This window comes from Streptomyces subrutilus, assembly GCF_008704535.1.
GTDB lineage: Bacteria > Actinomycetota > Actinomycetes > Streptomycetales > Streptomycetaceae > Streptomyces > Streptomyces subrutilus.
In genome coordinates this window covers 3,137,961-3,158,166 of sequence record NZ_CP023701.1, presented here as the reverse complement: position 1 = coordinate 3,158,166, position 20,206 = coordinate 3,137,961, and the positions used below count along the sequence as shown (strand labels likewise).

Sequence of the window (20,206 nt, the reverse complement as noted above, 5' to 3'; positions counted from 1 at the left end):
ACGCACTCGGGGGAGGCGATGGTGGAGGAGTACGCGGGCCGGATCCTGGCCCACCGCTACCGTCTGCCGGTACCGCCGTCCGACGCGTACGAACTGGTCGAGACCCGGGCCTTCGACACGCGCAGCGGGCAGGAAGTGCTGGTCCGGCAGGTGCCGTTGCCGGAGGTCGTGGACGCGGAGACGCTCGACGGGCGCCGCACCACGGCCCGTTCGACGCCCGCGGGCGACCTGCCGGCGGTGCGGCGCGCCATCGAGGCGGCCCAGGCGGCGGCAGCGGTCGCGGACCATCCGCGGCTGGACCAGGTCTTCGACGTGTTCGCCGAGGACGGTTCGCTGTGGATAGTGAGCGAACTGGTCCCGGCCAGGCCGCTGGCCGCACTCATCGCCGACGCGCCGCTGAGCCCCTACCGGGCGGCCGAGGTGGCCTCGGACGTGCTGACCGCGCTGCGCGTGCTGCACGCGCAGGGCTGGACCCACCGCAACATCACCGTCCGCACGGTCCTGGTCTGCGACGACGGCCGGATCGTGCTGACCGGGCTGGCGGCGGGCGCGGCGGAGGAGGCCCTGTGCGGCTACGACCCCGTCCCGCGTCCCCCGGCCGGCGAGGAGACGGGGTGGGACGCCGGAGCCCCGCACGCCCCCGCCCCGCACGCCCCGACCCCGCACACCCCGGCTCCCGGCAGTCCGGGGGGCGCGGGCCCGGCGGCCGGCGCCCCGGCCGCGGGCGGGCCCCCGTACGGGCCGGGCCCCTACGCCCCGGACCCGGGCGGGACCGCGGGTACGGGGCTGGAGCGACGCCCGGCCCCGGGTGCGGCTCCCGGTACCGGGCTGGAGCCGGCGGCCTTCGGCGCGGGGAGCCCGGAACCGGCCCCCGGCGCCGGGCCCCACGCCGGCCCCCCGTTCCACCACCCCGGGCCCGGCCAGCCCGAGCCCGGCCGGCCCCCGCAGCGGCCCCGGGCGCCCGAGACCGGGTACGCGCCGCTGGTGGCCCCGGGGTACGACACCGGGCCGCGCTACACCGACCACATCACCCCCGGGCGCCCGGAGGACCGGCCGGACCGTGCCGAGCGGCCCGACCTGAAGGCCGCCGCTCGGGCCGGAGCCATCGCCGCCTACCGCGCCGGTGCCCAGGCGGCCGCCGCCCGGGTCACCGAGCAGCGCAAGGCCGTGGCGGAGCCGCGGCCCGAGGGATCGAACCTGCCGCAGGGGTACTCGTACCCGTACGGCGGCCCGGAAGGAGACGCCCCCGCCGCCTGGCACGGCGCCACCCCGCGCCGCCAGCCCGCCCTGCCGCCCGCCCCTGAGCCCCACTCCCTGCCGCCCGCGCGCCCGGCCCCGCAGGACGGTGCCCGCCGGGACCCGGCCCCGGCCGGTCCGACACCCCCCGCGGACCCGGCTCCGGACCCGGGCCCGCACCCGAGCCCCCATGCCCGCCCGTACACCGATCCGTACACCGAGCCGCAGCCGCAGCCGCAGCCGCCGGAGTCGCGGGCCGCGCTGCCCGCGCAGCTGGCCCTGCCGCAGGGATACCGGCAGGCCGAAGCCCCGTACGGCCCCGGCCCCGGCGCCGGTCCCTCCGAACCGGTCCGCCCGCAGCCGCGCCCGACCGCCCCCGAGCCCCCGGCCCAGCCGGCCCCGGCCGCTCCCGCCGCTCCCGCCGCTCCCGCCGACGGCTGGGACGGGCCGCGCACCGGCCTGGACGCCGAGCGGGCCCGCCAGACGCGGATGGCCGTCGTGGGCGCCGTCACCGAACGCTGGGCCCCCGAACAGGCCGGGCCCGTCCACGGGCACTGGCAGCTGGCCGCCCCGGTCGGCCCGGCCACCGACCTGTGGGCGCTGGGCGCCCTCCTCTACCGGGCGGTCCAGGGCCACGCCCCGTACCCGGAGGACAGCGTCGGCGAGCTCGTCGAGATGGTGTGCGCCGAGCCCCCGGCCTTCGCGGAGGAGTGCGGCGCACTGCGGCCGGTCGTGGAGTCGCTGCTGCGTCAGGACCCGACCGAGCGGCCCGACTTCGAGGAGCTGCGGGGCTGGCTGCGTTCGCTCGTGCGGTCCGCGCCCGAGCCGGACGCCGGGTTCGGCGTGCTCCCGATGGCCGAGGCGGACCCGGCCCGGCTGCCCGTGGTGCGCCGCCGCGGCGACCTGCACGGGCGCCACCGCAACCCGGCCGCCCCCCGCAAGCCCCTCGCGCTCGGCCGGCTGCTGCTGGTCGGCGTCCTGGTGCTGCTGGCCGGGGCGGTGGCGTACGCGATGCTGTTCCTGCCCCGCTCCGCGGATCCGCAGGCGCCGGGCGGCAGCGCGGAGGGGCCGGCGCGGCAGAGCCCGTCCCAAGTCCCCACCGGCACTCCGGAGTCCAAGCCGGCCCCGCAGACGACCACCCCGCCCCCGGAGGCCTCCGCGCCCGCGCCCGCCCCGGCGCCGGCCGGCTACACCACCCAGCAGGACCCGGAGCACTTCGAGATCGCGGTGCCGGAGGGCTGGGAGCGCCGGGGCATCAACGAGGCGGGCCAGGTGCGCTACACCGGGGGCCAGTTCACGCTGACGGTGGTCCCCGGCCGGGACCGGGTCGAGGGCAATCCGGATCCGGCGGCCTACCAGAAGGACAAGGAGCAGGAGCTGACGCCGTACCGCACCTCCACCTGGTCGACGGTCGGCGACGTGAAGTCGACCAAGGTGGGCCAGCAACTGCGGGCCACCGGGCGGTACACGTGGATCGACGGCACCGGACGGAACGTCTTCGCGCGCAACTTCGTTGTCGCCTTGGGCGGCACCTACCACGTCGTCATGGTGACCGGGCCCGAGGACGAACAGGGCAAGGTCACCGAGGTCTTCGAAAAGGCCACGGCCAGTTACAAGTCGGGCGGTTGACCCCGTGCTGAGGATCGATCAGTACGGCGATTGCGTCACAGTGCGGCCTTTCGGCGCCCGGGCGGTTCCGGCAGCGCCCGTGGGCTCCGTAATCTGGCCTGAAGTGCAGAGAGCGGCGGGGTTTCGTGGAACAGCAGACAGGTGGGGGCGCCGTGCTGGCGGGCCGGTACCGGCTCGTCGAGCCGATAGGCCGGGGCGGCATGGGCAAGGTGTGGCGCGCGCATGACGAGTTGCTGCACAGGATCGTCGCCGTCAAGGAGCTGACGGCGGGCCTGTACGTGGCCCAGGCCGACCGGGACGTCATGCACGCCCGGACGCAGAAGGAGGCCCGGGCGGCGGCCCGCATCCAGCACCCGGCGGTCGTCACCGTCCACGACGTGCTGGAGCACGACGACCGGCCGTGGATCGTCATGGAGTACATCGACGGGCCCTCCCTGGCCGACGCGGCCAAGGAGGCCGGGCGGATCGAGCCCCGCGAGGCGGCCAGGATCGGGCTGCACGTGCTGGGCGCCCTGCGCGCCGCGCACGCGGTGGGGGTGCTGCACCGGGACGTGAAGCCGGGCAACGTGCTGCTGGCCAAGGACGGCCGGGTGCTGCTCACGGACTTCGGGATCGCCGCGATCGAGGGCGATTCGTCGATCACGCGCACCGGTGAGATCGTCGGCTCCATCGACTACCTGGCGCCCGAGCGGGTGACCGGCGGCTCCCCGGACCCGGCCTCCGACCTGTGGTCGCTGGGCGCCACCCTGTTCACGGCGGTGGAGGCGCGCTCGCCGTTCCGCCGCACCTCGCCGATATCCAGCCTCCAGGCCGTGGTGAACGACGAGCCGCCGGCGCTGCGCCAGGCCGGGGCGCTGGGCCCGGTGATCACGGCCCTGCTGCGCAAGGACCCGGGGGACAGGCCGTCGGCCGTCGAGGCCGAGCGGATGCTGCTGGAGGCGATGGAGGGCCGGGCGCCCAAGTCGGCCCACGCGTACGTGCCGACGCGGGGGGTGAGCGCGGAGGAGCTGAGCACGGCCCAGGCGCACGGGGAGCCCCCGACGCCCACGCCGACGCCGGTGCCGTCGCGGGCGCAGGTCCCGGCCGATCCGTCCGGCGGGGGCGGGGGCGCGGACGGGTCCTCCGGGCCGACGGCCACGCTGCCCGACCGGCCGGGCCCGGCCGTGCAGCACGCCCGGGGCCGGGTCCGGCGCGCCGCTGCCGTGGCGCTGGTGGCGGCCCTGCTGGGCGGCGGCGGGGTGTTCGGGGTGCTGAAGTACACCGGTGACGCGACGGAGGGCGGCGCACCGGACAAGAACGCGGACAAGAGCACGAGCACCCCCGACCAGCAGCCCGTCGACGAAACGGGCCCGCGGGAGGGCCAGGCGGTGCCGCCGGGGTGGACCGAGGTCACCGACCCGACGGGATTCAGCCTCTTCGTACCGGAGGGCTGGAAGCGCCAGATGGACGGCAACCAGATCGACTACACCCCCGACAACGGGCGGCACTTCATCCGGATCGCCTCGGACGCGACCCCGGACTACGACAACCCGTACATGCACCTCCTGGACCTGGAGAAGCAGCTGCGCCAGCGGTCGGACTACAAGCGGCAGAAGCTGAACCAGAACACCTTCCAGGACAGCACCCGGGCCGCGCTGTGGGACTTCACCTGGACGGAGAAGGGGACCCACGCGGGGCCCCGTCGGGCCGTCGAGCAGATGTACGTGGAGCGGGACGGCACCGAGTGGGCGATCTACATGTCGGGGCCGGCGGCCGACTGGTCGACGACCCGGGCCCAGTTCGACGTGGTGCTCAGCGGCTGGAAGCCGGCCTCCAAGGGGCAGTGATCCGCGGGGCGCGGACGTACTGGTCGGGGGCGCGGCGGAGGCCGTGCCGCGGACTGTGCCAGCGGTCACTGGCGGAAATGGCAAAATCCGGTTACCCACGGGTACCCAAAGGCTTCCGGGCGCAATACGCTCACCGCCATGACGGACTCGCAGGCCCCGGCCCCCCTCCGCACCGCACCGCAGCCCACCAACCCGGTCGCCCCGGCCCCGGCCGGCGTGCGCACCGCCGACGACGTGGTGACCCCGGACCTGGTCGCCCGGCTGACCCGCGGAGTGATCGGCTCCGGCCGGACCGCCAACCACACCCCCTTCACCGGGGCCCGGTTGGCCGAGCTCCCCGAGGCCACCCCCGACGACGTGGCCGAGGCCTTCGACCGGGCCCGCGCCGCCCAGCCCGCCTGGGCCGCCGTCCCCGTGCGCCGGCGGGCGGCCGTCCTGCTCCGCTTCCACGACCTGCTGCTGGAGCGGCAGGCCGAGGTCCTCGACCTCATCCAGCTGGAGACCGGCAAGGCCCGCCTGCACGCCCACGAGGAGGTGCAGGCCGTCGCCGTCTCGGCCCGCCACTACGGCCGCAAGGCCCCCTCGTACCTGCGGCCCAAGGGCCACACCGGTGCCATGCCGACCCTCACCAAGGTCACCGAACTGCGTCAGCCGCGCGGGGTCGTCGGCCAGATCGCCCCGTGGAACTACCCCCTGGAACTGTCGGTCGGCGACGCGCTGCCCGCCTTCGTCTCCGGCAACGCGCTCGTCATGAAGCCCGACACCGAGACCGCGCTGACCGCCCTGTGGGCCCGTGAGCTGCTGATCGAGGCCGGGCTGCCCGCAGAGGTCTTCCAGGTCGTCCTCGGCGAGGGCCCGGTCGTCGGACCCGAGGTGGTCCGGCACGCCGACTACGTCTCCTTCACCGGCTCCACCCGCACCGGCCGCGAGGTCGCGCAGGGCGCCGCCGCCCGCCTCGTCGGGGTCTCCCTCGAACTCGGCGGCAAGAACGCCATGCTCGTGCTGCACGACGCCGACGTCGAGAAGGCCGCCGCGGGCGCCGTCCGCGCCTGCTTCTCCTCCGCCGGACAGCTCTGCATCTCCATCGAGCGGCTCTACGTCCACGCCTCCCTCGCCGACGCGTTCGTCGAGCGGTTCGCCGCCCGCACCCGGGCCATGCGCCTGGGCAGCGCCCTGGCCTACGGCGCCGACATGGGCTCGCTCGTCGGCGCGGCCCAGCTGGAGACCGTACGGCGGCACGTCGACGAGGCCGTCGCGAAGGGCGCCGTCCTCGTCGCCGGCGGCGCCGCCCGCCCCGACATCGGCCCCCTCTTCTACGAGCCGACCATCCTCGACGGCGTCGAGGCGCCCATGGCGGTGTGCGGCGAGGAGACCTTCGGACCCGTCGTCTCGATCTACCGCTTCACCGACGAGGACGAGGCCGTCGCCCGGGCCAACGCCACCCCCTACGGCCTCAACTCCAGCGTCTGGACGCAGGACGCCCGCCGCGGCCACGCCGTCGCCGCCCGTCTGCGCACCGGCACCGTCAACATCAACGAGGGTTACGCCCCCGCCTACGGCAGCGCCCAGTCCCCCATGGGCGGCATGAAGGAATCCGGCCTCGGCCGCCGCCACGGCTCCGAGGGCATCCTCAAGTACACCGAGGCCCAGACCGTCGCCCACCAGCGGCTGCTGCCCATGGCGCCGTCGCTGGGCATGGACGACGAGAGGTACGCCGCGTTCATGACGCGCAGCCTGAAGGTCATGAAGGCCCTGCGGCTGCGCTGAGACCGGCACGGCGGGCAGCACCGCGAGAGCAGTGAGAGCAGTCACGTCCGGGAACGTCATGGGAGGCGCGCCAGTGTCCGAGTCGACATCCGAGTCGAAGTCCGAAGCGACGTCCGAAGCGACGTCCGAGTCCCACGGCTACGACTACGACGTCATCGTCATCGGGTCCGGCTTCGGAGGGTCGGTCGCGGCCCTGCGGCTGACCGAGAAGGGCTACCGGGTCGGCGTCCTGGAGGCGGGGCGCCGCTTCACCCGCGACAGCCTGCCGAAGAACAGCTGGGACCTGCGGAACTACCTGTGGGCCCCGGCCCTCGGGCTGTACGGCATCCAGCGCATCCACCTGCTCGGCAACGTGATGGTCCTCGCGGGCGCCGGGGTGGGCGGCGGCTCGCTCAACTACGCCAACACCCTGTACGTGCCGCCCGCCGCCTTCTTCGAGGACCGGCAGTGGGCGGCCATCACGGACTGGCAGAGCGAGCTCGCGCCCTACTACGACCAGGCCACGCGCATGCTCGGGGTGCGCCTCAACCCGACCATGACCCCCTCCGACGTCCACCTGAAGGCCGCCGCCGCCCGGATGGGCGTGGCCGACACCTTCCACATGGCCCCGGTCGGCGTCTTCTTCGGCGACGGCGCGGACGCCGACGGCGGGGTCAGGGTCCGGGCCGGGGAGGAGGCCGCCGACCCGTACTTCGGCGGGGCCGGGCCCGCCCGCTCGGCGTGCACCGAGTGCGGCGAGTGCATGACCGGCTGCCGGCACGGAGCGAAGAACACCCTGAACGAGAACTACCTGCACCTCGCCGAGCGGGCCGGCGCCGTCATCCACCCGATGACCACGGTCACCGCGCTCTCCGAGCACCCCGACGGCGGCCACCGGGTCCGAACCGTCCCCACCGACCACCGCCGCACGGGCCCGGCGAAGGTGCTGCGCGCCCGGTACGTGGTGGTCGCGGCGGGCACGTACGGCACCCAGACCCTGCTGCACACCATGAAGGACCGCGGCGAGCTGCCGCGCCTGTCGCCGCGGCTCGGCGAGCTGACCCGGACCAACTCCGAGGGCCTGGTCGGCGCGCAGACCGACGACCGGCGCTACCGCAGGCGGCACGGCGCGGACCGGCGGGCCGACTTCACCCGGGGCGTGGCGATCACCTCCTCGGTGCACCCCGACGCCGACACCCACATCGAGCCCGTCCGCTACGGCAAGGGCTCCAACGCCATGGGATTCATGACGGTCCTTCAAGTGCCGTACGCCCGGCACCGGGTCCGGGCCTGGTTCGCGCGCACCGCGCGCCACCCCCTCCAACTGGCCCGGTCGCTGTCCAACCGGCGCTGGTCGGAGCGGACCATCATCGGCCTGGTCATGCAGTCGCTGGACAACTCGCTGACCACCTACCGCAAGCCGGGCGGCATCGGGAAGGGCCTGCTCACCGCCCGCCAGGGCCACGGCGCCCCCAACCCGGTGCAGATCGCGGAGGCCACCCGGGCCGCGACGCTGCTGGCGGAGGAGATCAACGGCTTCGCGGGCAGCAACATCGGCGAGCTGATGGGCACCCCGCTCACCGCCCACTTCCTCGGCGGGTGCCCCATCGGCGCGTCGCCGGCGGAGGGCGTGGTGGACCCGTACCACCGGCTCTACGGGCACCCGGGCATCTCGGTGGTGGACGGTTCGGCGGTCTCCGCGAACCTCGGGGTCAACCCGTCGCTGACGATCACGGCGCAGGCGGAGCGGGCGATGTCGTACTGGCCGAACAACGGCGACCGCGATCCGCGGCCGGAGCAGGGCGCGGCCTACGTCCGTCTCGCCGCGGTGGAGCCGGTCGGCCCGGCGGTCCCCAAGGAGGCCTTCGGAGCCCTGCGCCTGCCGTTCCTCGGGATGCCGGAGGTCCCGGCCCGGCGGGAGGCGCCGTAGGCGGGGACTGCGCTCCCCCTCCGAGCGCAGTCCCCGCATGCATGAGGTGACATGTGGTCAGCGTCGATGGTTGTACCGGAATCGCCGGTACCGGGTTATGGCGTGCGTCACGTGGTGAAGGCGAGGCCCGGGGGATGCCGTCCGGGTGCGGGCGCGGAGGAACGGCCGGCCCGGGGCGTCCCCCGGGCCGGCCGTCCTTCACGGTATGACCGGGCTGCTGTCCCCTGCCGTCCGGTCACGCGAGGAGCGAGGTCCCACGACGCACGCTCCACGGGGGCGTGCGTCTCATCGCTCCGGCGAAGCCACGCGTGGTGTTGCGGTCCCCGCGCCTGGCTGGCGCGGACATCCCCACCAACGAAGGCCGTCGGGGGCGGTCACGGTCCGGACGAGTGACGAACAGGCGTCACACGGGCCGCGGCGGGCCCGCGGGCCGGCTCAGACGCGGCCCCGGCACAGCTCCAGCAGGGTCAGGGCCAGTGTGGTGCCGGGCTTTCCGAGGGCACCGCTCCAATGCGAGAGCACCTCCATCTCGCGGGACAGGTGCACCCGGCGCCCGCCGGAGGAGATCCGCGCCTCCTGGATGACGGTGGAGACGGCCATCCGCTCCTGGATCAGACCGATGATCCGGTCGTCGAGGGCGTCGATGCGGGTGCGGGAGTCGGCGATGAGCTGCTCGGGGGTGGTGGTCGTGGTCACGGCGGTTCTCCTGTGGGTGAGGCCGACAGGAGGCGGGAAACGCGGAGCGCCCCGGTCCTGTCGGACCGGGGCGCTCCGGGAAGTCAGCGGCTCAAGCGAGCATCACGACGACCCATGGCGACCGGACCGGCCGGTGCCATAGGTAAAGAGGAAGCTCAGCTGCTTGCGCACGGGACGGATTATGCCCACCCGTCCCCCTGCGGGCCAAGCCGGTTCGGATGGTGAGACGAAGAGGGGTCGGCGGCCCCCGTTAGAATCGACAAAACAGCCACCTCTTCCGCCGGAAGGCCGCCCCGTGCCAGAAGCACCCTCCGCCGCCCACGACAGCGCCCCGGACACGGTTCTCGTCGTCGACTTCGGCGCCCAGTACGCCCAGCTCATCGCCCGCCGCGTCCGCGAGGCACGGGTCTACAGCGAGATCGTCCCCAGCACGATGCCGGTGGCCGAGATGCTGGCCAAGGACCCCAAGGCGATCATCCTCTCCGGCGGACCGTCCTCCGTGTACGAGGAGGGCGCGCCCGGCATCGACCGCGCCCTGTTCGAGGCCGGAGTCCCGGTGTTCGGCATGTGCTACGGCTTCCAGCTGATGGCGGTCACCCTCGGCGGCCGGGTCGACAACACCGGTGCCCGCGAGTACGGCCGCACCCCGCTGGCCGTCTCCAAGTCCGGCTCCACCCTCTTCGAGGGCACCCCCGACAACCAGTCGGTGTGGATGTCCCACGGCGACGCCTGCTCCGCCGCCCCCGAGGGCTTCACCGTCACCGCCTCGACGGACGTCGTCCCGGTGGCGGCCTTCGAGAACGACGAGAAGAAGCTGTACGGGGTCCAGTACCACCCCGAGGTCATGCACTCCACGCACGGCCAGCAGATCCTGGAGCACTTCCTCTACCGCGGCGCCGGCCTCGCCCCGTCCTGGACCACCGGCAACATCGTCGAGGAGCAGGTCGCCGCCATCCGCGAGCAGGTCGGCGACAAGCGCGCCATCTGCGGCCTGTCCGGCGGCGTCGACTCCGCGGTCGCCGCGGCCCTCGTGCAGAAGGCCATCGGCTCTCAGCTGACCTGCGTCTACGTCGACCACGGCCTGATGCGCAAGGGCGAGACGGAGCAGGTCGAGAAGGACTTCGTCGCCGCGACCGGCGTCCAGCTCAAGGTCGTCGACGCGCAGGAGCGCTTCCTGAACGCGCTGGCCGGCGTCTCCGACCCGGAGACCAAGCGCAAGATCATCGGCCGCGAGTTCATCCGCGTCTTCGAGCAGGCCCAGGCCGAGATCATCGCCGAGGGCGGCGCGGACGTGGCCTTCCTCGTGCAGGGCACCCTGTACCCGGACGTCGTCGAGTCCGGCGGCGGCACCGGCACCGCGAACATCAAGTCCCACCACAACGTGGGCGGCCTCCCCGACGACATCGAGTTCGAGCTCGTCGAGCCGCTGCGCCAGCTGTTCAAGGACGAGGTCCGGATGGTCGGCCAGGAGCTGGGCCTGCCGGACGAGATCGTCCAGCGCCAGCCCTTCCCCGGCCCCGGCCTGGGCATCCGCATCGTCGGCGAGGTCACCAAGGAGCGCCTGGACCTGCTGCGCGAGGCCGACGCCATCGCCCGCCACGAGCTGACCGCCGCCGGTCTGGACCGGGAGATCTGGCAGTGCCCGGTCGTCCTGCTCGCGGACGTGCGCAGCGTCGGCGTCCAGGGCGACGGCCGCACCTACGGCCACCCGATCGTGCTGCGCCCCGTCTCCTCCGAGGACGCGATGACCGCGGACTGGACGCGCATGCCGTACGAGGTGCTGGGGCGGATCTCCACCCGCATCACCAACGAGGTCCCCGACGTGAACCGCGTCGTCCTCGACTGCACGAGCAAGCCCCCGGGCACCATCGAGTGGGAGTAGTCCCCGCCCGCACGCGCCACGGAGCCGCCGTTCCCCACCGGGACGGCGGCTCCGCCGTTTCCCGGCCCCGCCGGCGCCGCGGCCCCGGCGCTTTCCCGGACCGCTCCCGCCGCGGGTCTGTTCTCCTCGCCCGCTCCCCGGTACCTTGCGCCGCGAGCCGAGCCGAGCCGAGCCGAGCCGTCGAAGGAGCGCCCATGGCCGAGCGACCCGTCCCCGTGCCCGTGGAGCGGCTGGGCTTCGAGATGCCGCCGGAGTTCGCCACCGCCGACGAGGAGCGCGCGCACCGCAAGGAGCGGCTCGCCGAGGCGCTGCGGCTGCTGGGCGCGCTCGGGTACGAGGACGGGGTGGCCGGACACCTCAGCGCCCGCGACCCCGAGCACGAGGACTGCTACTGGGTGAACCCCTTCGGGCGGCCGTTCGCCGCCGTGGCCCCCGCGGACCTCCTGCTGGTCGACGGCGACGGGCGGGTCCTGGAGGGGGAGCGCCGGGTCAACGGGCTGGCCTTCGCCGCGCACGCCGCCGTGCACCGCGCCCGCCCCGCGGCGGTCGCGGTCGTCCGGACGCAGGGACCGTACGGCCGTGCGCTCGCCGCGCTCGGCGAACTGCTGGCCCCCATCACCCAGGAGGCCTGCGCCTTCTACGAGGACCACGCGCTGCTCGACGAGTACACCGGCGTCGAGGACGCCGACCGGACCGCCCGCGCCCTGGGCCCGTACAAGGCGCTGATCCTGCGCAACCGCGGGCTGCTCACGGTCGGGGACTCGGTGGACGCCGCCGTCTGGTGGTTCGTCGCGGCCGAACGGGCGGCCCAGGTGCAGCTGATCGCGGGGGCGGCCGGCAAGCCGGTGCTCATCGACCACCACGGCGCGCTCGCGACGCGCGAGCGGTTCGGGACCGACCTGGCGGCCTGGGCGAACTACCAGCCGCTGCGCCTGCGGGCGGCCCCGCCGGTGGCGTCAACCCCATGAACCGTTAATCACCTGCTCTGACATCGAGCGCGGACGGGGGCCCCGCCGCGGTGGTGCACAATGCGCTGGCACCGCACCGTTGTCCAGAGAGGCGGCACGCACGTGGCTGTCCAAGAGATCTCCCGAACCACCCACACCGCCGCCTGCTCCTGCGAGGAGTGCGCGCGCGAAGGGCACCGCCGCGCCGTCGCCGCCTTCCGGGAGAAGCGCGACGAGTTCGCCGCCGGCCAGGGGGTGCCGGACGCCGTGGCCCACTCCCACGGCGCGTCCCGGCAGTGGGTCTCCGACGAGCTGACCCTGTCGGCCCGCACCGTCGCCGACCGCGGCCGGGAGGCCGGCAGCTCCTGGCTGTACCTGTTCTCGCGGCGGGCCGTGCTCGCCGTGTGGCTGGCCGCCGGGGTCCTGCTCCTGGTCCAGGTCGCCGCCGCCCTCGGCACCGGCTGGTCCACCGCGCGCACCGCCGGACTGCTGGCGGCCCTGCTGCTGGCCGGGCTGCTCACCGTCGCGGCCCGCGCCCAGTCGGTGCGCGGCGGGCTGCTGGCCCCGCTGGTCGGCGAGGACAACCGGCTGTCGACCTCGAAGGCCGTCCCCGGCGCCTGGGCGCTGCTCACCGCCTTCGCCGCGCTGCTGCCCGCGCTGCGGCTGGCCACCTCCGCCCCCGGGCCCGAACGACAGGCCCTGTACGAGGGGTTCGCGCTGGCCGGGGCGCTGCCGCTGCTCGCGGTGGTGGCGCTGACGTCGCTGGTGGCCGCGCTGGTGCGCCGGGTGGTCTCCGTACGGATCACGGGCCAGCGGCTGCAGAAGCTGCCCGCGGACCGGCCGCGCGGGGCGGACCTGCTGACCGACGACGCGGGGCGCGGCTCCTTTCCCGACGCGCAGTACGTGCTCGCCTCCACGGTGGCCCTGGTCCACGCGGCGGTGTCGCTGGCCCGCTTCCCCGACCGGCTGCCGCGGCTGCCGTGGTCGCTCGCCCTGCTGGTGGCGCTGTCGGCGGCCGTGTACCTGGCCGCCAAGTACGCGGAGGGCGGCCGCCCGATGGTGCTGTCGGTCGTGCGCCGGCGGGAGCCCGGTGACCTGGACGCGGCCGTCCGGCCCGGGGACGACATCGAGATCCGCGGGGTGGGCTTCGTGCCGCCCGGTGCGCAGACCCCCGAGATGCTGGCCCGGCTGGTGGTGCGGATCGGGGCGGTGCACGTCCACGTACCGCTGGTGCCGGTGGCGGGCGGATTCGCCAACCCGTCCGACGCGGTGCTGACGGTGCCCGTGCCCGCCGAGGTCGAACCGGGGCGCGTCGACGTCCAGGTGGTGACCGCCGCCGGAGTGGAATCCAACCGCTGCACCATCGACGTCGCCGAGTGATCGGGGTACACATGACCCGTGAACCGAACCGACGTCCCTGAACCCGCCCCGTCCAAGGTGTCCGTGCTGAGGGAGCGGGCGGCCCACTACGCGCTGCTGCCCCTGCGGATCTTCCTGGGCGTCACCTTCGTCTACGCGGGCCTGGACAAGCTCACCGACCCCGCGTTCCTCTCCGCCGCCGGCGACGGGTCCGTCGGCGACCAGATGCGCGCCGTCCGCGACGGCTCGGCGGTCCCCGGCCTCGTCGACGCGGCCCTCGACGCCCCCGTCGCCTTCGGCACGGCCATCGCGGTGGGGGAACTCCTCGTCGGCCTCGGCGTCCTGGCCGGGCTGCTGACCCGGATCGCGGCCCTCGGCGGGGCGCTGATCTCGCTCAGCCTGTGGCTCACCGTGTCCTGGCAGGTCAGCCCGTACTACTACGGCAACGACCTGGTCTACCTGATGGCCTGGCTCCCGCTGCTCCTCGCCGGCGCGCCCTACCTGTCGCTGGACGCGCTGATCCGGTCGCGCCGGTCCCGGCGGACGGCGTAGGTCACCATGCCGACCAGGGCGGCCAGGCAGAGCCCGCCCACCGTCACCGGGACGACCAGGAACCACGGCAGGTCGGCCCCGCCGGTCGCGTCGAGCAGGTAGAGCACGCCCGCCGCGATCAGGACCAGGCCCGCCAGGAGCCGTCCCGGCTGGAACTCATGACGCCGCACGGTCCACCTCCACCTGTCCCACGCCCGCCTCCAGGCGCAGCTCGATCGTCCCGCCGGCCTCGGTGCCGGCGCTGGGCGGCAGCGTCGCCCGCCGGGTCTCGCCGCCGCTGCGGATCCGGAAGTCCTCGCCGGTCTCCCCGGGCAGGTGGATGTCGCCCAGCCGTACCGACACGTCGGCCTCGGCCGTCACCTCGCGCGGCAGGACCACCTTGAGTCGGCCCGCCTTCAGGGAGGCGCCGACCGACACGGTCGTGCCCTTCGGCACGTCCAGCCGGCTCAGGTCCAGGGTGGCGAGCCCGGTGCCCGCCGCGTACGCGGGCCGTACGTCGGCCACCGCGGCCGGCCGCCAGTCGACCGCCCGCCAGTCGGTGCCGATGTCGCGCGGCAGCGCCGACGCCCCGGCCAGCAGCCCGGCGGTGACCACGCCGAGGAACACGGTCCCGAAGCCCGTGCGCCCCTTCAGCGAGCTGACCGCCAGGCCCAGGCCGAACACCGCCAGCGCCGACGCCAGCCCGATCTGCAGGGCGTGGGCCAGCGGCCCGTCCTCCCAGACGGCCGCCGCCGAACCGCCCCCGGCCAGCAGCGCCAGGACGAACACCCGGCCGCCGATCCCGCCGCGCGGCCGATCCGGCGCCACGGCCGGCGCGGGCACCGCCGGGCCCCCGGACCGGCCGGGGACGGCGTCGTCGGCGGGGCCCCACAGGTACCCCGTGGACCCGACCGGGCCGGTGGTGCCGTCCTTGACCAGCGGGTCCCGCCACCAGGACGGCCCGCCGGGCGCGGGCGGGGCCTTGGTCTCGGGCGGGGCCGGCGAGTGCGCGGGCCGCTGTGCGGCGGGCGCCTCGGCCTCGGGCGCGCCGGTGAGCCGCCTGCGCTGCGACCAGTACGCGGCCCCGCCCAGCGCCAGCACCACCAGGACCGAGAAGACGGCCATCCCGCCGTTGTCCAGCATCGACAGGAACAGCGCGCAGCCCACCAGGGCCGCGAAGACCGCCGCCAGGGTGGCCCCCTCGATCCGGCCGGTCAGCAGCTTCTTCGCCTCGCTCTCCTCCTCGTCCTCCGGCGGGAGCAGCAGCCAGGCGAAGCCGTAGAAGATCAGACCGACGCCGCCGGTGACCGCCAGGACGCCCAGGACGATCCGGAAGACCACCGGGTCCAGGTCGAAGTACCGGCCCAGCCCGCCGCACACGCCCGCGAGGACCTTGTCGCGCCGGGTGCGGCGCAGGGGCGGCCGTTCCGCCGGGCCGCGCGGGGCCCCGGGCTCCGCCGGCGGGGCGTCGTGTACGTCGGTCATGCGTCCATGGTGACGGCCCGCGACGGCCGGCGGCACCCGGTCCGACCCTGGCGCAACCCTGATATCCCCCCGACGGAACTGGGGGCATGCCCTGATGCCGCGCCACCCCCGCGCGTGTGACCATCGGTGACATGCCCGCAGCCGCCGCACCCCGCACCCCGCACGCACCGGAACCGCCCTCGGAGTCCGCACCGCAGCGCCGGCTCTACCGCAGCGCCGACGGCCGGATGCTCGGCGGGGTGGCGCGCGGGCTCGCCGGGCACCTCGGGCTGCCGGTGATCTGGGTCCGGCTGGCCTTCCTCGGCCTGCTGATGTTCGGCGACGGGCTCGGGGTGCTGCTGTACGCCGCGTTCTGGGTGTTCGTGCCGCTCGGCGTCGGCGGCCGCACCGGGCACCGCTCCTTCTTCGACACCCTCGACGACGGCAGCCGCCGCCTGCGCAAACCCGACCGGGGGCAGGTCACCGCCCTGGTCGCGCTGTTCGCCGGCGCCGGCATCTTCATCTCCAAGGTCCAGCTCGGCGGCGAGTCCGGCCGCTACGTGTGGCCGACCCTGCTGGTCGGAGCCGGTGTCGTCCTGGTCTGGCGGCAGGCCGACAACGCCCGGCGCGCGCACTGGAACGCGGCGGCCGGACGGCACGGCGGCCTGCTGCAGACCGCGCGGGCGCTGGCCGGGGTGGTCCTGGTCGGCGTCGGCCTGACGGTCTTCATCGTCGTACGGGGCTCCGCGGCCCAGCTCGGCAACGTCCTCACCGCCACCCTCGCCGTCCTCGTCGGCGTGGCCCTGCTCGCCGGGCCCTGGCTGATCCGGATGACCCAGGACCTCTCCCAGGAACGCCTCATGCGCATCCGCGCCCAGGAGCGCGCCGAGGTCGCCGCCCACGTCCACGACTCCGTCCTGCACACCCTCACCCTGATCCAGCGCGGTGCCGAGGACCCCGGCGAGGTCCGCAGGCTGGCCCGCGCGCAGGAGCGCGAGCTGCGGAACTGGCTCTACCGGCCCGAGGGAACCGGCAAGGACGAGGCCGAGGAGCCGGCCACCCTGGCCGACGCCGTGAAGGAGACGGCCGCCGAGGTCGAGGACCACCACGGGGTGCCCATCGAGGTCGTGGTCGTCGGCGACTGCCCGCTGGACGAACGGCTGGCGGCCCAGGTCCAGGCCGCGCGCGAGGCGATGGTCAACGCCGCCAAGTACGGTGGCGACGGAGGGCCGGTACAGGTCTACGCCGAGGTCGAAGGCCGCACGGTGTTCGTGTCCGTACGGGACCGGGGCCCGGGCTTCGACCTCGACGCCGTACCGGACGACCGCATGGGCGTACGAGAATCGATCATCGGCAGGATGCAGCGCAACGGCGGGACCGCACGGCTGCGGTCCGCGCCCGACGGCGGCACGGAAGTCGAACTGGAGATGGAGAGGTCGGCATGACGGAGGACAGCGCTGTGACCGAGGGCAGGCGGGTCCGGGTGGTGCTCGTCGACGACCACCGGATGTTCCGCACCGGGGTGCAGGCCGAGATCGGGGAGACCGAGCGGACCGGGGTCGAGGTCGTCGGCGAGGCCGCCGACGTGGACCAGGCCGTCACCGTCATCACCGCCACCCGGCCCGAGGTCGTCCTGCTCGACGTGCACCTGCCCGGCGGCGGCGGGGTCGAGGTGCTCCGCCGCTGCGCCCCGCTGATGGCCGCGGCCGAGCACCCGGTGCGCTTCCTCGCCCTGTCGGTGTCGGACGCGGCGGAGGACGTCATCGGGGTCATCCGGGGCGGTGCGCGCGGCTACGTCACCAAGACCATCACCGGCGCCGACCTGGTGGACTCGGTCTTCCGGGTGCAGGACGGGGACGCGGTGTTCTCGCCGCGGCTGGCCGGCTTCGTGCTCGACGCCTTCGCCTCGACGGACGCCCCGCCGGTCGACGAGGACCTGGACCGGCTCACGCAGCGGGAGCGCGAGGTGCTGCGGCTGATCGCGCGCGGGTACGCGTACAAGGAGATCGCCAAGCAGCTGTTCATCTCCGTGAAGACCGTCGAGTCGCACGTCTCGGCGGTGCTCAGGAAGCTCCAGCTCTCCAACCGCCACGAGCTGACCCGCTGGGCGACGGCCCGCCGCCTGGTCTGACCGGGGCAAACCCCGGCGCCGCCGATGTGATCTATCACGCAGTCCGCCCGGGCAACCGGGGCGGGCCGTGCGGAACTCTACGTTCCCGTGATGAGCCTGACGGGCACCCCGTTCTTCGCTGCGGTGATCGCGCTGACCGCGCTCGCCGTCGTCCTGCCGCTGGCCGTGTGGAGCAAGGTGCGCGGGCCCGCGGCCGTACGCGTCCTCACCCGTACCCTGCTGGTGCTCTTCGCCCAGGTCACCGCGGTCGCGCTGGTGTTCGTCGCGGTCAACCGGGACCAGACCTTCTACGCCTCCTGGGGCGACCTGTTCGGCACCGGGAAGTACGTCACCGCCGCCCCCGACCTCGGCCCGGACGGGCTCGGCGGCACGAAGGTGGCCGAGGCGCCCAAGGTCCGCCAGCAGTTCCAGCCGGTGGAGGGCCTGGGCGGGCGGGTCCGCAAGACGGAGCTCGACGGCAAGATCTCCGGAGTCAAGGGCGACGTCATGGTGTGGCTGCCGCCGCAGTACGACGACCCCGCCTTCAAGGACAAGAAGTTCCCGGTGGTCGAGCTGATCCCCGGCATACCCGGCACCGGAAAGTCCTGGTTCCAGGGGCTCAAGGCGCACGAGGTGCTCGAACCCCTGATGAAGAACGGCACGGTGCAGCCGTTCATCCTGGTCTCGCCGCGCGCCATGCTGCTCGGCAACGCCGACACCGGCTGCGCCAACATCCCCGGCAAGGTCAACGCCGACAGCTGGTTCAGCGTCGACGTCCGCAAGATGGTCGTCGACAACTTCCGGGCCTCCGAGGAGGCCCGCACCTGGGGCGTGGCCGGCTACTCGGCCGGCGCCTACTGCGCCGCCAAACTGGCCATCGCCCACCCCGACCGCTACAGCGCGGCCGTCTCCCTGTCCGGCTACAACGACCCGGGCCAGGAGCCCTCCTCGCTGATCGCCCAGGACCCGGAGCTGCGCCGCACCCACAACCTGCTGCACGTGCTGAAGACGACGCCGGCCCCGCCGCCGGTCGCACTGTGGATGTCGGGGGCGCAGAACGACGGCTACCTGTCCGGCATGGACCTCAAGGCGGCGGCGAAGGCCCCGACCTCGGTGCACGCGGAGAAGGTCGTCGGCGGACACAACCTCGAATCGTGGTCGAAGCAGCTGCCGCAGACCTTCGGCTGGCTGAGCGGGACGGTGCAGGCGCCGTAGCCGGTGCCCCGGTCACGCGGGACGCGCGGCGCCCGCCCACGGCATCGAGTCGATCGGGGCCACCCGGACCGTCGAGCCGGGCCGGGGTGCGTGGATCATCTGGCCGTTGCCGATGTAGAGGCCGACGTGCGTCACCCCGGAGTAGAAGAACACCAGGTCGCCGGGGGCGAGCTGGTCGCGCGAGACCCGCCGGCCGGCGTTGATCTGGGTGTAGGTGGTGCGCGGGAGGGAGACCCCGGCCGCACGCCAGGCCGCCTGGGTCAGCCCCGAGCAGTCGAAGGAACCCGGGCCCGTCGCCCCCCACACGTACGGCTTGCCGAGGGCGCCGCGGGCGAAGGCGACGGCGCGCGCCGCGCGGGAGCCGTCGGAGGGCGCCGGGGGCTCGGCCCGGCCCGCGGCCGCGGTGGCCGCCGCGGCCGGACCCGCGGTCCGGGCCTCGTAGGCCGCGCGCTCCTCGGCGGTGAGCCTGGCCAGCAGCTGCCGGGCGGCGGCGAGCCGGGCCTCGACCTGCGCCTTGCGTCCGGCGAGTTCGTCCCGGCGGGCGCGGAGCTCGGACGAGCGCCCGGCGGCCCGCTCGCGCAGCCTCCCGACCTCGTCGAGCTGCCGGCGCACGGCGGCGATCCCGGCGGCGTTGCGGTCGCCGGCGCGGGCGATGAAGGAGGCCTGGGCCAGGTACTCCTGGGGGTTGGGGGCCAGTGCGAGGCGCACCGCCGTGCCCAGGGAGCCGCCGCGGTACTGGGTGGCGGCGAGGGTGCCCAGGGCGCTGCGGGCGGTGTTGAGCCGGTCGGTCCTGCGGGCCGTCTCGTCGCGCAGGCCGTTCAGGGCCCGCTCGGCGTCGTCGGCCTCCTGCTTCGCCCCGTTGTACCGCTCGGTCGCCGCTTCGGCCTCCTCGTACAGCCGGTCCACCTCGGACTCGATCCGGGCGGGGGCGGGCCGGGGGTCGGCCTGCGAGGTGCCGTCGAAGACGGTGGCGGTGGCAGCGCCCGCGAGGGCGAGGGCGGCGGCGGTCCGTACGGTGCCGCCGGAGAGCGGGCGCTGCCTGGGCTTTCGATGACTGGCCACGAGGGCCTCACGTCCTTTCCTCGGCCGGTGCTTGGAGGAGGACGCTAGACCCGCAGGTCACGGGAAGATGACGAGATGATCGCAAGTGCCCCGTTGTGACCGCAGGTGAGCGGACGCGACCGGACGTGGCCGCCGGGGACCGGAGCGGATCAGTGCCAGAGGACGGCGATGAAGATGTTGGCCACGGTCAGGCCGCCGACCGCGCCGAACAGCGCCTTGTCCAACCGCTCCTCGTCGCGCTTGACGTAGACGAGGGCGAGGATCACGAAGAGGACCGCGAGCTTCACGCCGATCTTGACGTTGTCGACCGTCCCGCCGTCCATCTCGCGGAACCCCACGAGCAGCACGCCGGTCACGAGCATGGTGAGCGCCCCGTGCAGCATCGCGGGCACGAAGCGGGCCGTGCCGGCGCCCATCGCCTTCAGCTGGGTCAGGAAACCGCCGAGGAGCGAGGCGATGCCGATGATGTGGAGGCCGAGGAACACGTTGATCAGGACGCTCATGCCGTCGAGCGTACGGGGCGGCCTTCCGCGCCCCCGCGGCGGGGACCCGGGGCGGGATACCGCCGATTTT

The 20,206-nt window shown here is 74.6% G+C and carries 16 protein-coding genes; 11 read left to right on the top strand and 5 right to left on the bottom strand.

Annotation, left to right across the window (positions count from 1 at the left end; all coding sequences use genetic code 11):
* Positions 1–21: 21 nt before the first annotated feature.
* The 4 genes from CP968_RS13550 to CP968_RS13535 all read left to right on the top strand — a co-directional run bounded on the left by CP968_RS13550 (position 22) and on the right by CP968_RS13535 (position 8,367).
* On the top strand, positions 22–2,865 hold the full coding sequence (locus tag CP968_RS13550; protein WP_150518273.1) for a protein kinase family protein: 2,844 nt from the start codon (positions 22–24) through the stop codon (positions 2,863–2,865).
* A gap of 125 nt (positions 2,866–2,990) precedes the next feature.
* Positions 2,991–4,691 carry a serine/threonine-protein kinase gene (locus CP968_RS13545; RefSeq protein WP_189828839.1) on the top strand — a complete coding sequence of 567 codons (1,701 nt, stop codon included), beginning with the start codon at positions 2,991–2,993 and terminating at the stop codon, positions 4,689–4,691.
* 138 nt (positions 4,692–4,829) lie between these two features.
* Positions 4,830–6,458, top strand: a complete 1,629-nt coding sequence (locus CP968_RS13540; protein ID WP_150518272.1) for a succinic semialdehyde dehydrogenase — start codon at positions 4,830–4,832, stop codon at positions 6,456–6,458.
* 154 nt (positions 6,459–6,612) lie between these two features.
* Positions 6,613–8,367 (top strand): GMC oxidoreductase, encoded by a 1,755-nt coding sequence (locus CP968_RS13535; protein WP_150521903.1) that lies wholly within the window; start codon positions 6,613–6,615, stop codon positions 8,365–8,367.
* A 435-nt stretch (positions 8,368–8,802) separates the two neighbouring features.
* Here the strand turns inward: CP968_RS13535 and CP968_RS13530 are convergent, their stop codons facing one another.
* Positions 8,803–9,063 carry a chorismate mutase gene (locus CP968_RS13530; protein WP_150518271.1) on the bottom strand — a complete coding sequence of 87 codons (261 nt, stop codon included), beginning with the start codon at positions 9,061–9,063 and terminating at the stop codon, positions 8,803–8,805.
* A 295-nt stretch (positions 9,064–9,358) separates the two neighbouring features.
* Here CP968_RS13530 and guaA point away from each other — a divergent pair, with 295 nt between their 5' ends.
* The 4 genes from guaA to CP968_RS13510 all read left to right on the top strand — a co-directional run bounded on the left by guaA (position 9,359) and on the right by CP968_RS13510 (position 13,803).
* Positions 9,359–10,945 carry a glutamine-hydrolyzing GMP synthase gene (guaA, locus tag CP968_RS13525; protein WP_150518270.1) on the top strand — a complete coding sequence of 529 codons (1,587 nt, stop codon included), beginning with the start codon at positions 9,359–9,361 and terminating at the stop codon, positions 10,943–10,945.
* Positions 10,946–11,139: 194 nt separating this feature from the next.
* On the top strand, positions 11,140–11,913 hold the full coding sequence (locus CP968_RS13520; protein WP_150518269.1) for a class II aldolase/adducin family protein: 774 nt from the start codon (positions 11,140–11,142) through the stop codon (positions 11,911–11,913).
* 60 nt (positions 11,914–11,973) lie between these two features.
* Positions 11,974–13,272: a hypothetical protein gene (locus CP968_RS13515; protein ID WP_150518268.1), complete on the top strand. Its 1,299-nt coding sequence runs from the start codon at positions 11,974–11,976 to the stop codon at positions 13,270–13,272.
* An 18-nt stretch (positions 13,273–13,290) separates the two neighbouring features.
* Positions 13,291–13,803, top strand: coding sequence for a DoxX family protein (locus CP968_RS13510; protein ID WP_167536802.1), 513 nt, complete (start codon positions 13,291–13,293; stop codon positions 13,801–13,803).
* Here the strand turns inward: CP968_RS13510 and CP968_RS13505 are convergent.
* Together CP968_RS13505 and CP968_RS13500 are read right to left on the bottom strand one after the other, a co-directional pair.
* Positions 13,749–13,973: a hypothetical protein gene (locus CP968_RS13505; protein WP_150518267.1), complete on the bottom strand. Its 225-nt coding sequence runs from the start codon at positions 13,971–13,973 to the stop codon at positions 13,749–13,751. The genes CP968_RS13510 and CP968_RS13505 overlap by 55 nt on opposite strands.
* Positions 13,960–15,267: a PspC domain-containing protein gene (locus CP968_RS13500; protein ID WP_150518266.1), complete on the bottom strand. Its 1,308-nt coding sequence runs from the start codon at positions 15,265–15,267 to the stop codon at positions 13,960–13,962. Before CP968_RS13500 ends, CP968_RS13505 begins: the two co-directional genes overlap by 14 nt.
* A gap of 131 nt (positions 15,268–15,398) precedes the next feature.
* Here CP968_RS13500 and CP968_RS13495 point away from each other — a divergent pair, with 131 nt between their 5' ends.
* From CP968_RS13495 to CP968_RS13485, 3 genes are all read left to right on the top strand, one after another.
* The gene (locus CP968_RS13495; RefSeq protein ID WP_150518265.1) at positions 15,399–16,691 is read left to right on the top strand and encodes an ATP-binding protein; all 1,293 of its coding nucleotides are present in this window, start codon (positions 15,399–15,401) and stop codon (positions 16,689–16,691) included.
* A complete protein-coding gene (locus tag CP968_RS13490) occupies positions 16,688–17,377 on the top strand; it encodes a LuxR C-terminal-related transcriptional regulator (protein WP_150518264.1) in 690 nt (229 codons plus the stop codon). Before CP968_RS13495 ends, CP968_RS13490 begins: the two co-directional genes overlap by 4 nt.
* Before the next feature lie 90 nt (positions 17,378–17,467).
* Positions 17,468–18,571, top strand: a complete 1,104-nt coding sequence (locus CP968_RS13485; RefSeq protein ID WP_150518263.1) for an alpha/beta hydrolase — start codon at positions 17,468–17,470, stop codon at positions 18,569–18,571.
* A 12-nt stretch (positions 18,572–18,583) separates the two neighbouring features.
* Here CP968_RS13485 and CP968_RS13480 read toward each other — a convergent pair whose 3' ends face one another.
* Together CP968_RS13480 and CP968_RS13475 are read right to left on the bottom strand one after the other, a co-directional pair.
* Entirely contained in the window at positions 18,584–19,633 is a 1,050-nt protein-coding gene (locus CP968_RS13480; protein ID WP_150518262.1) for a C40 family peptidase, read from the bottom strand.
* 149 nt (positions 19,634–19,782) lie between these two features.
* A complete protein-coding gene (locus CP968_RS13475; protein WP_150518261.1) occupies positions 19,783–20,136 on the bottom strand; it encodes a hypothetical protein in 354 nt (117 codons plus the stop codon).
* Positions 20,137–20,206 lie beyond the last annotated feature (70 nt).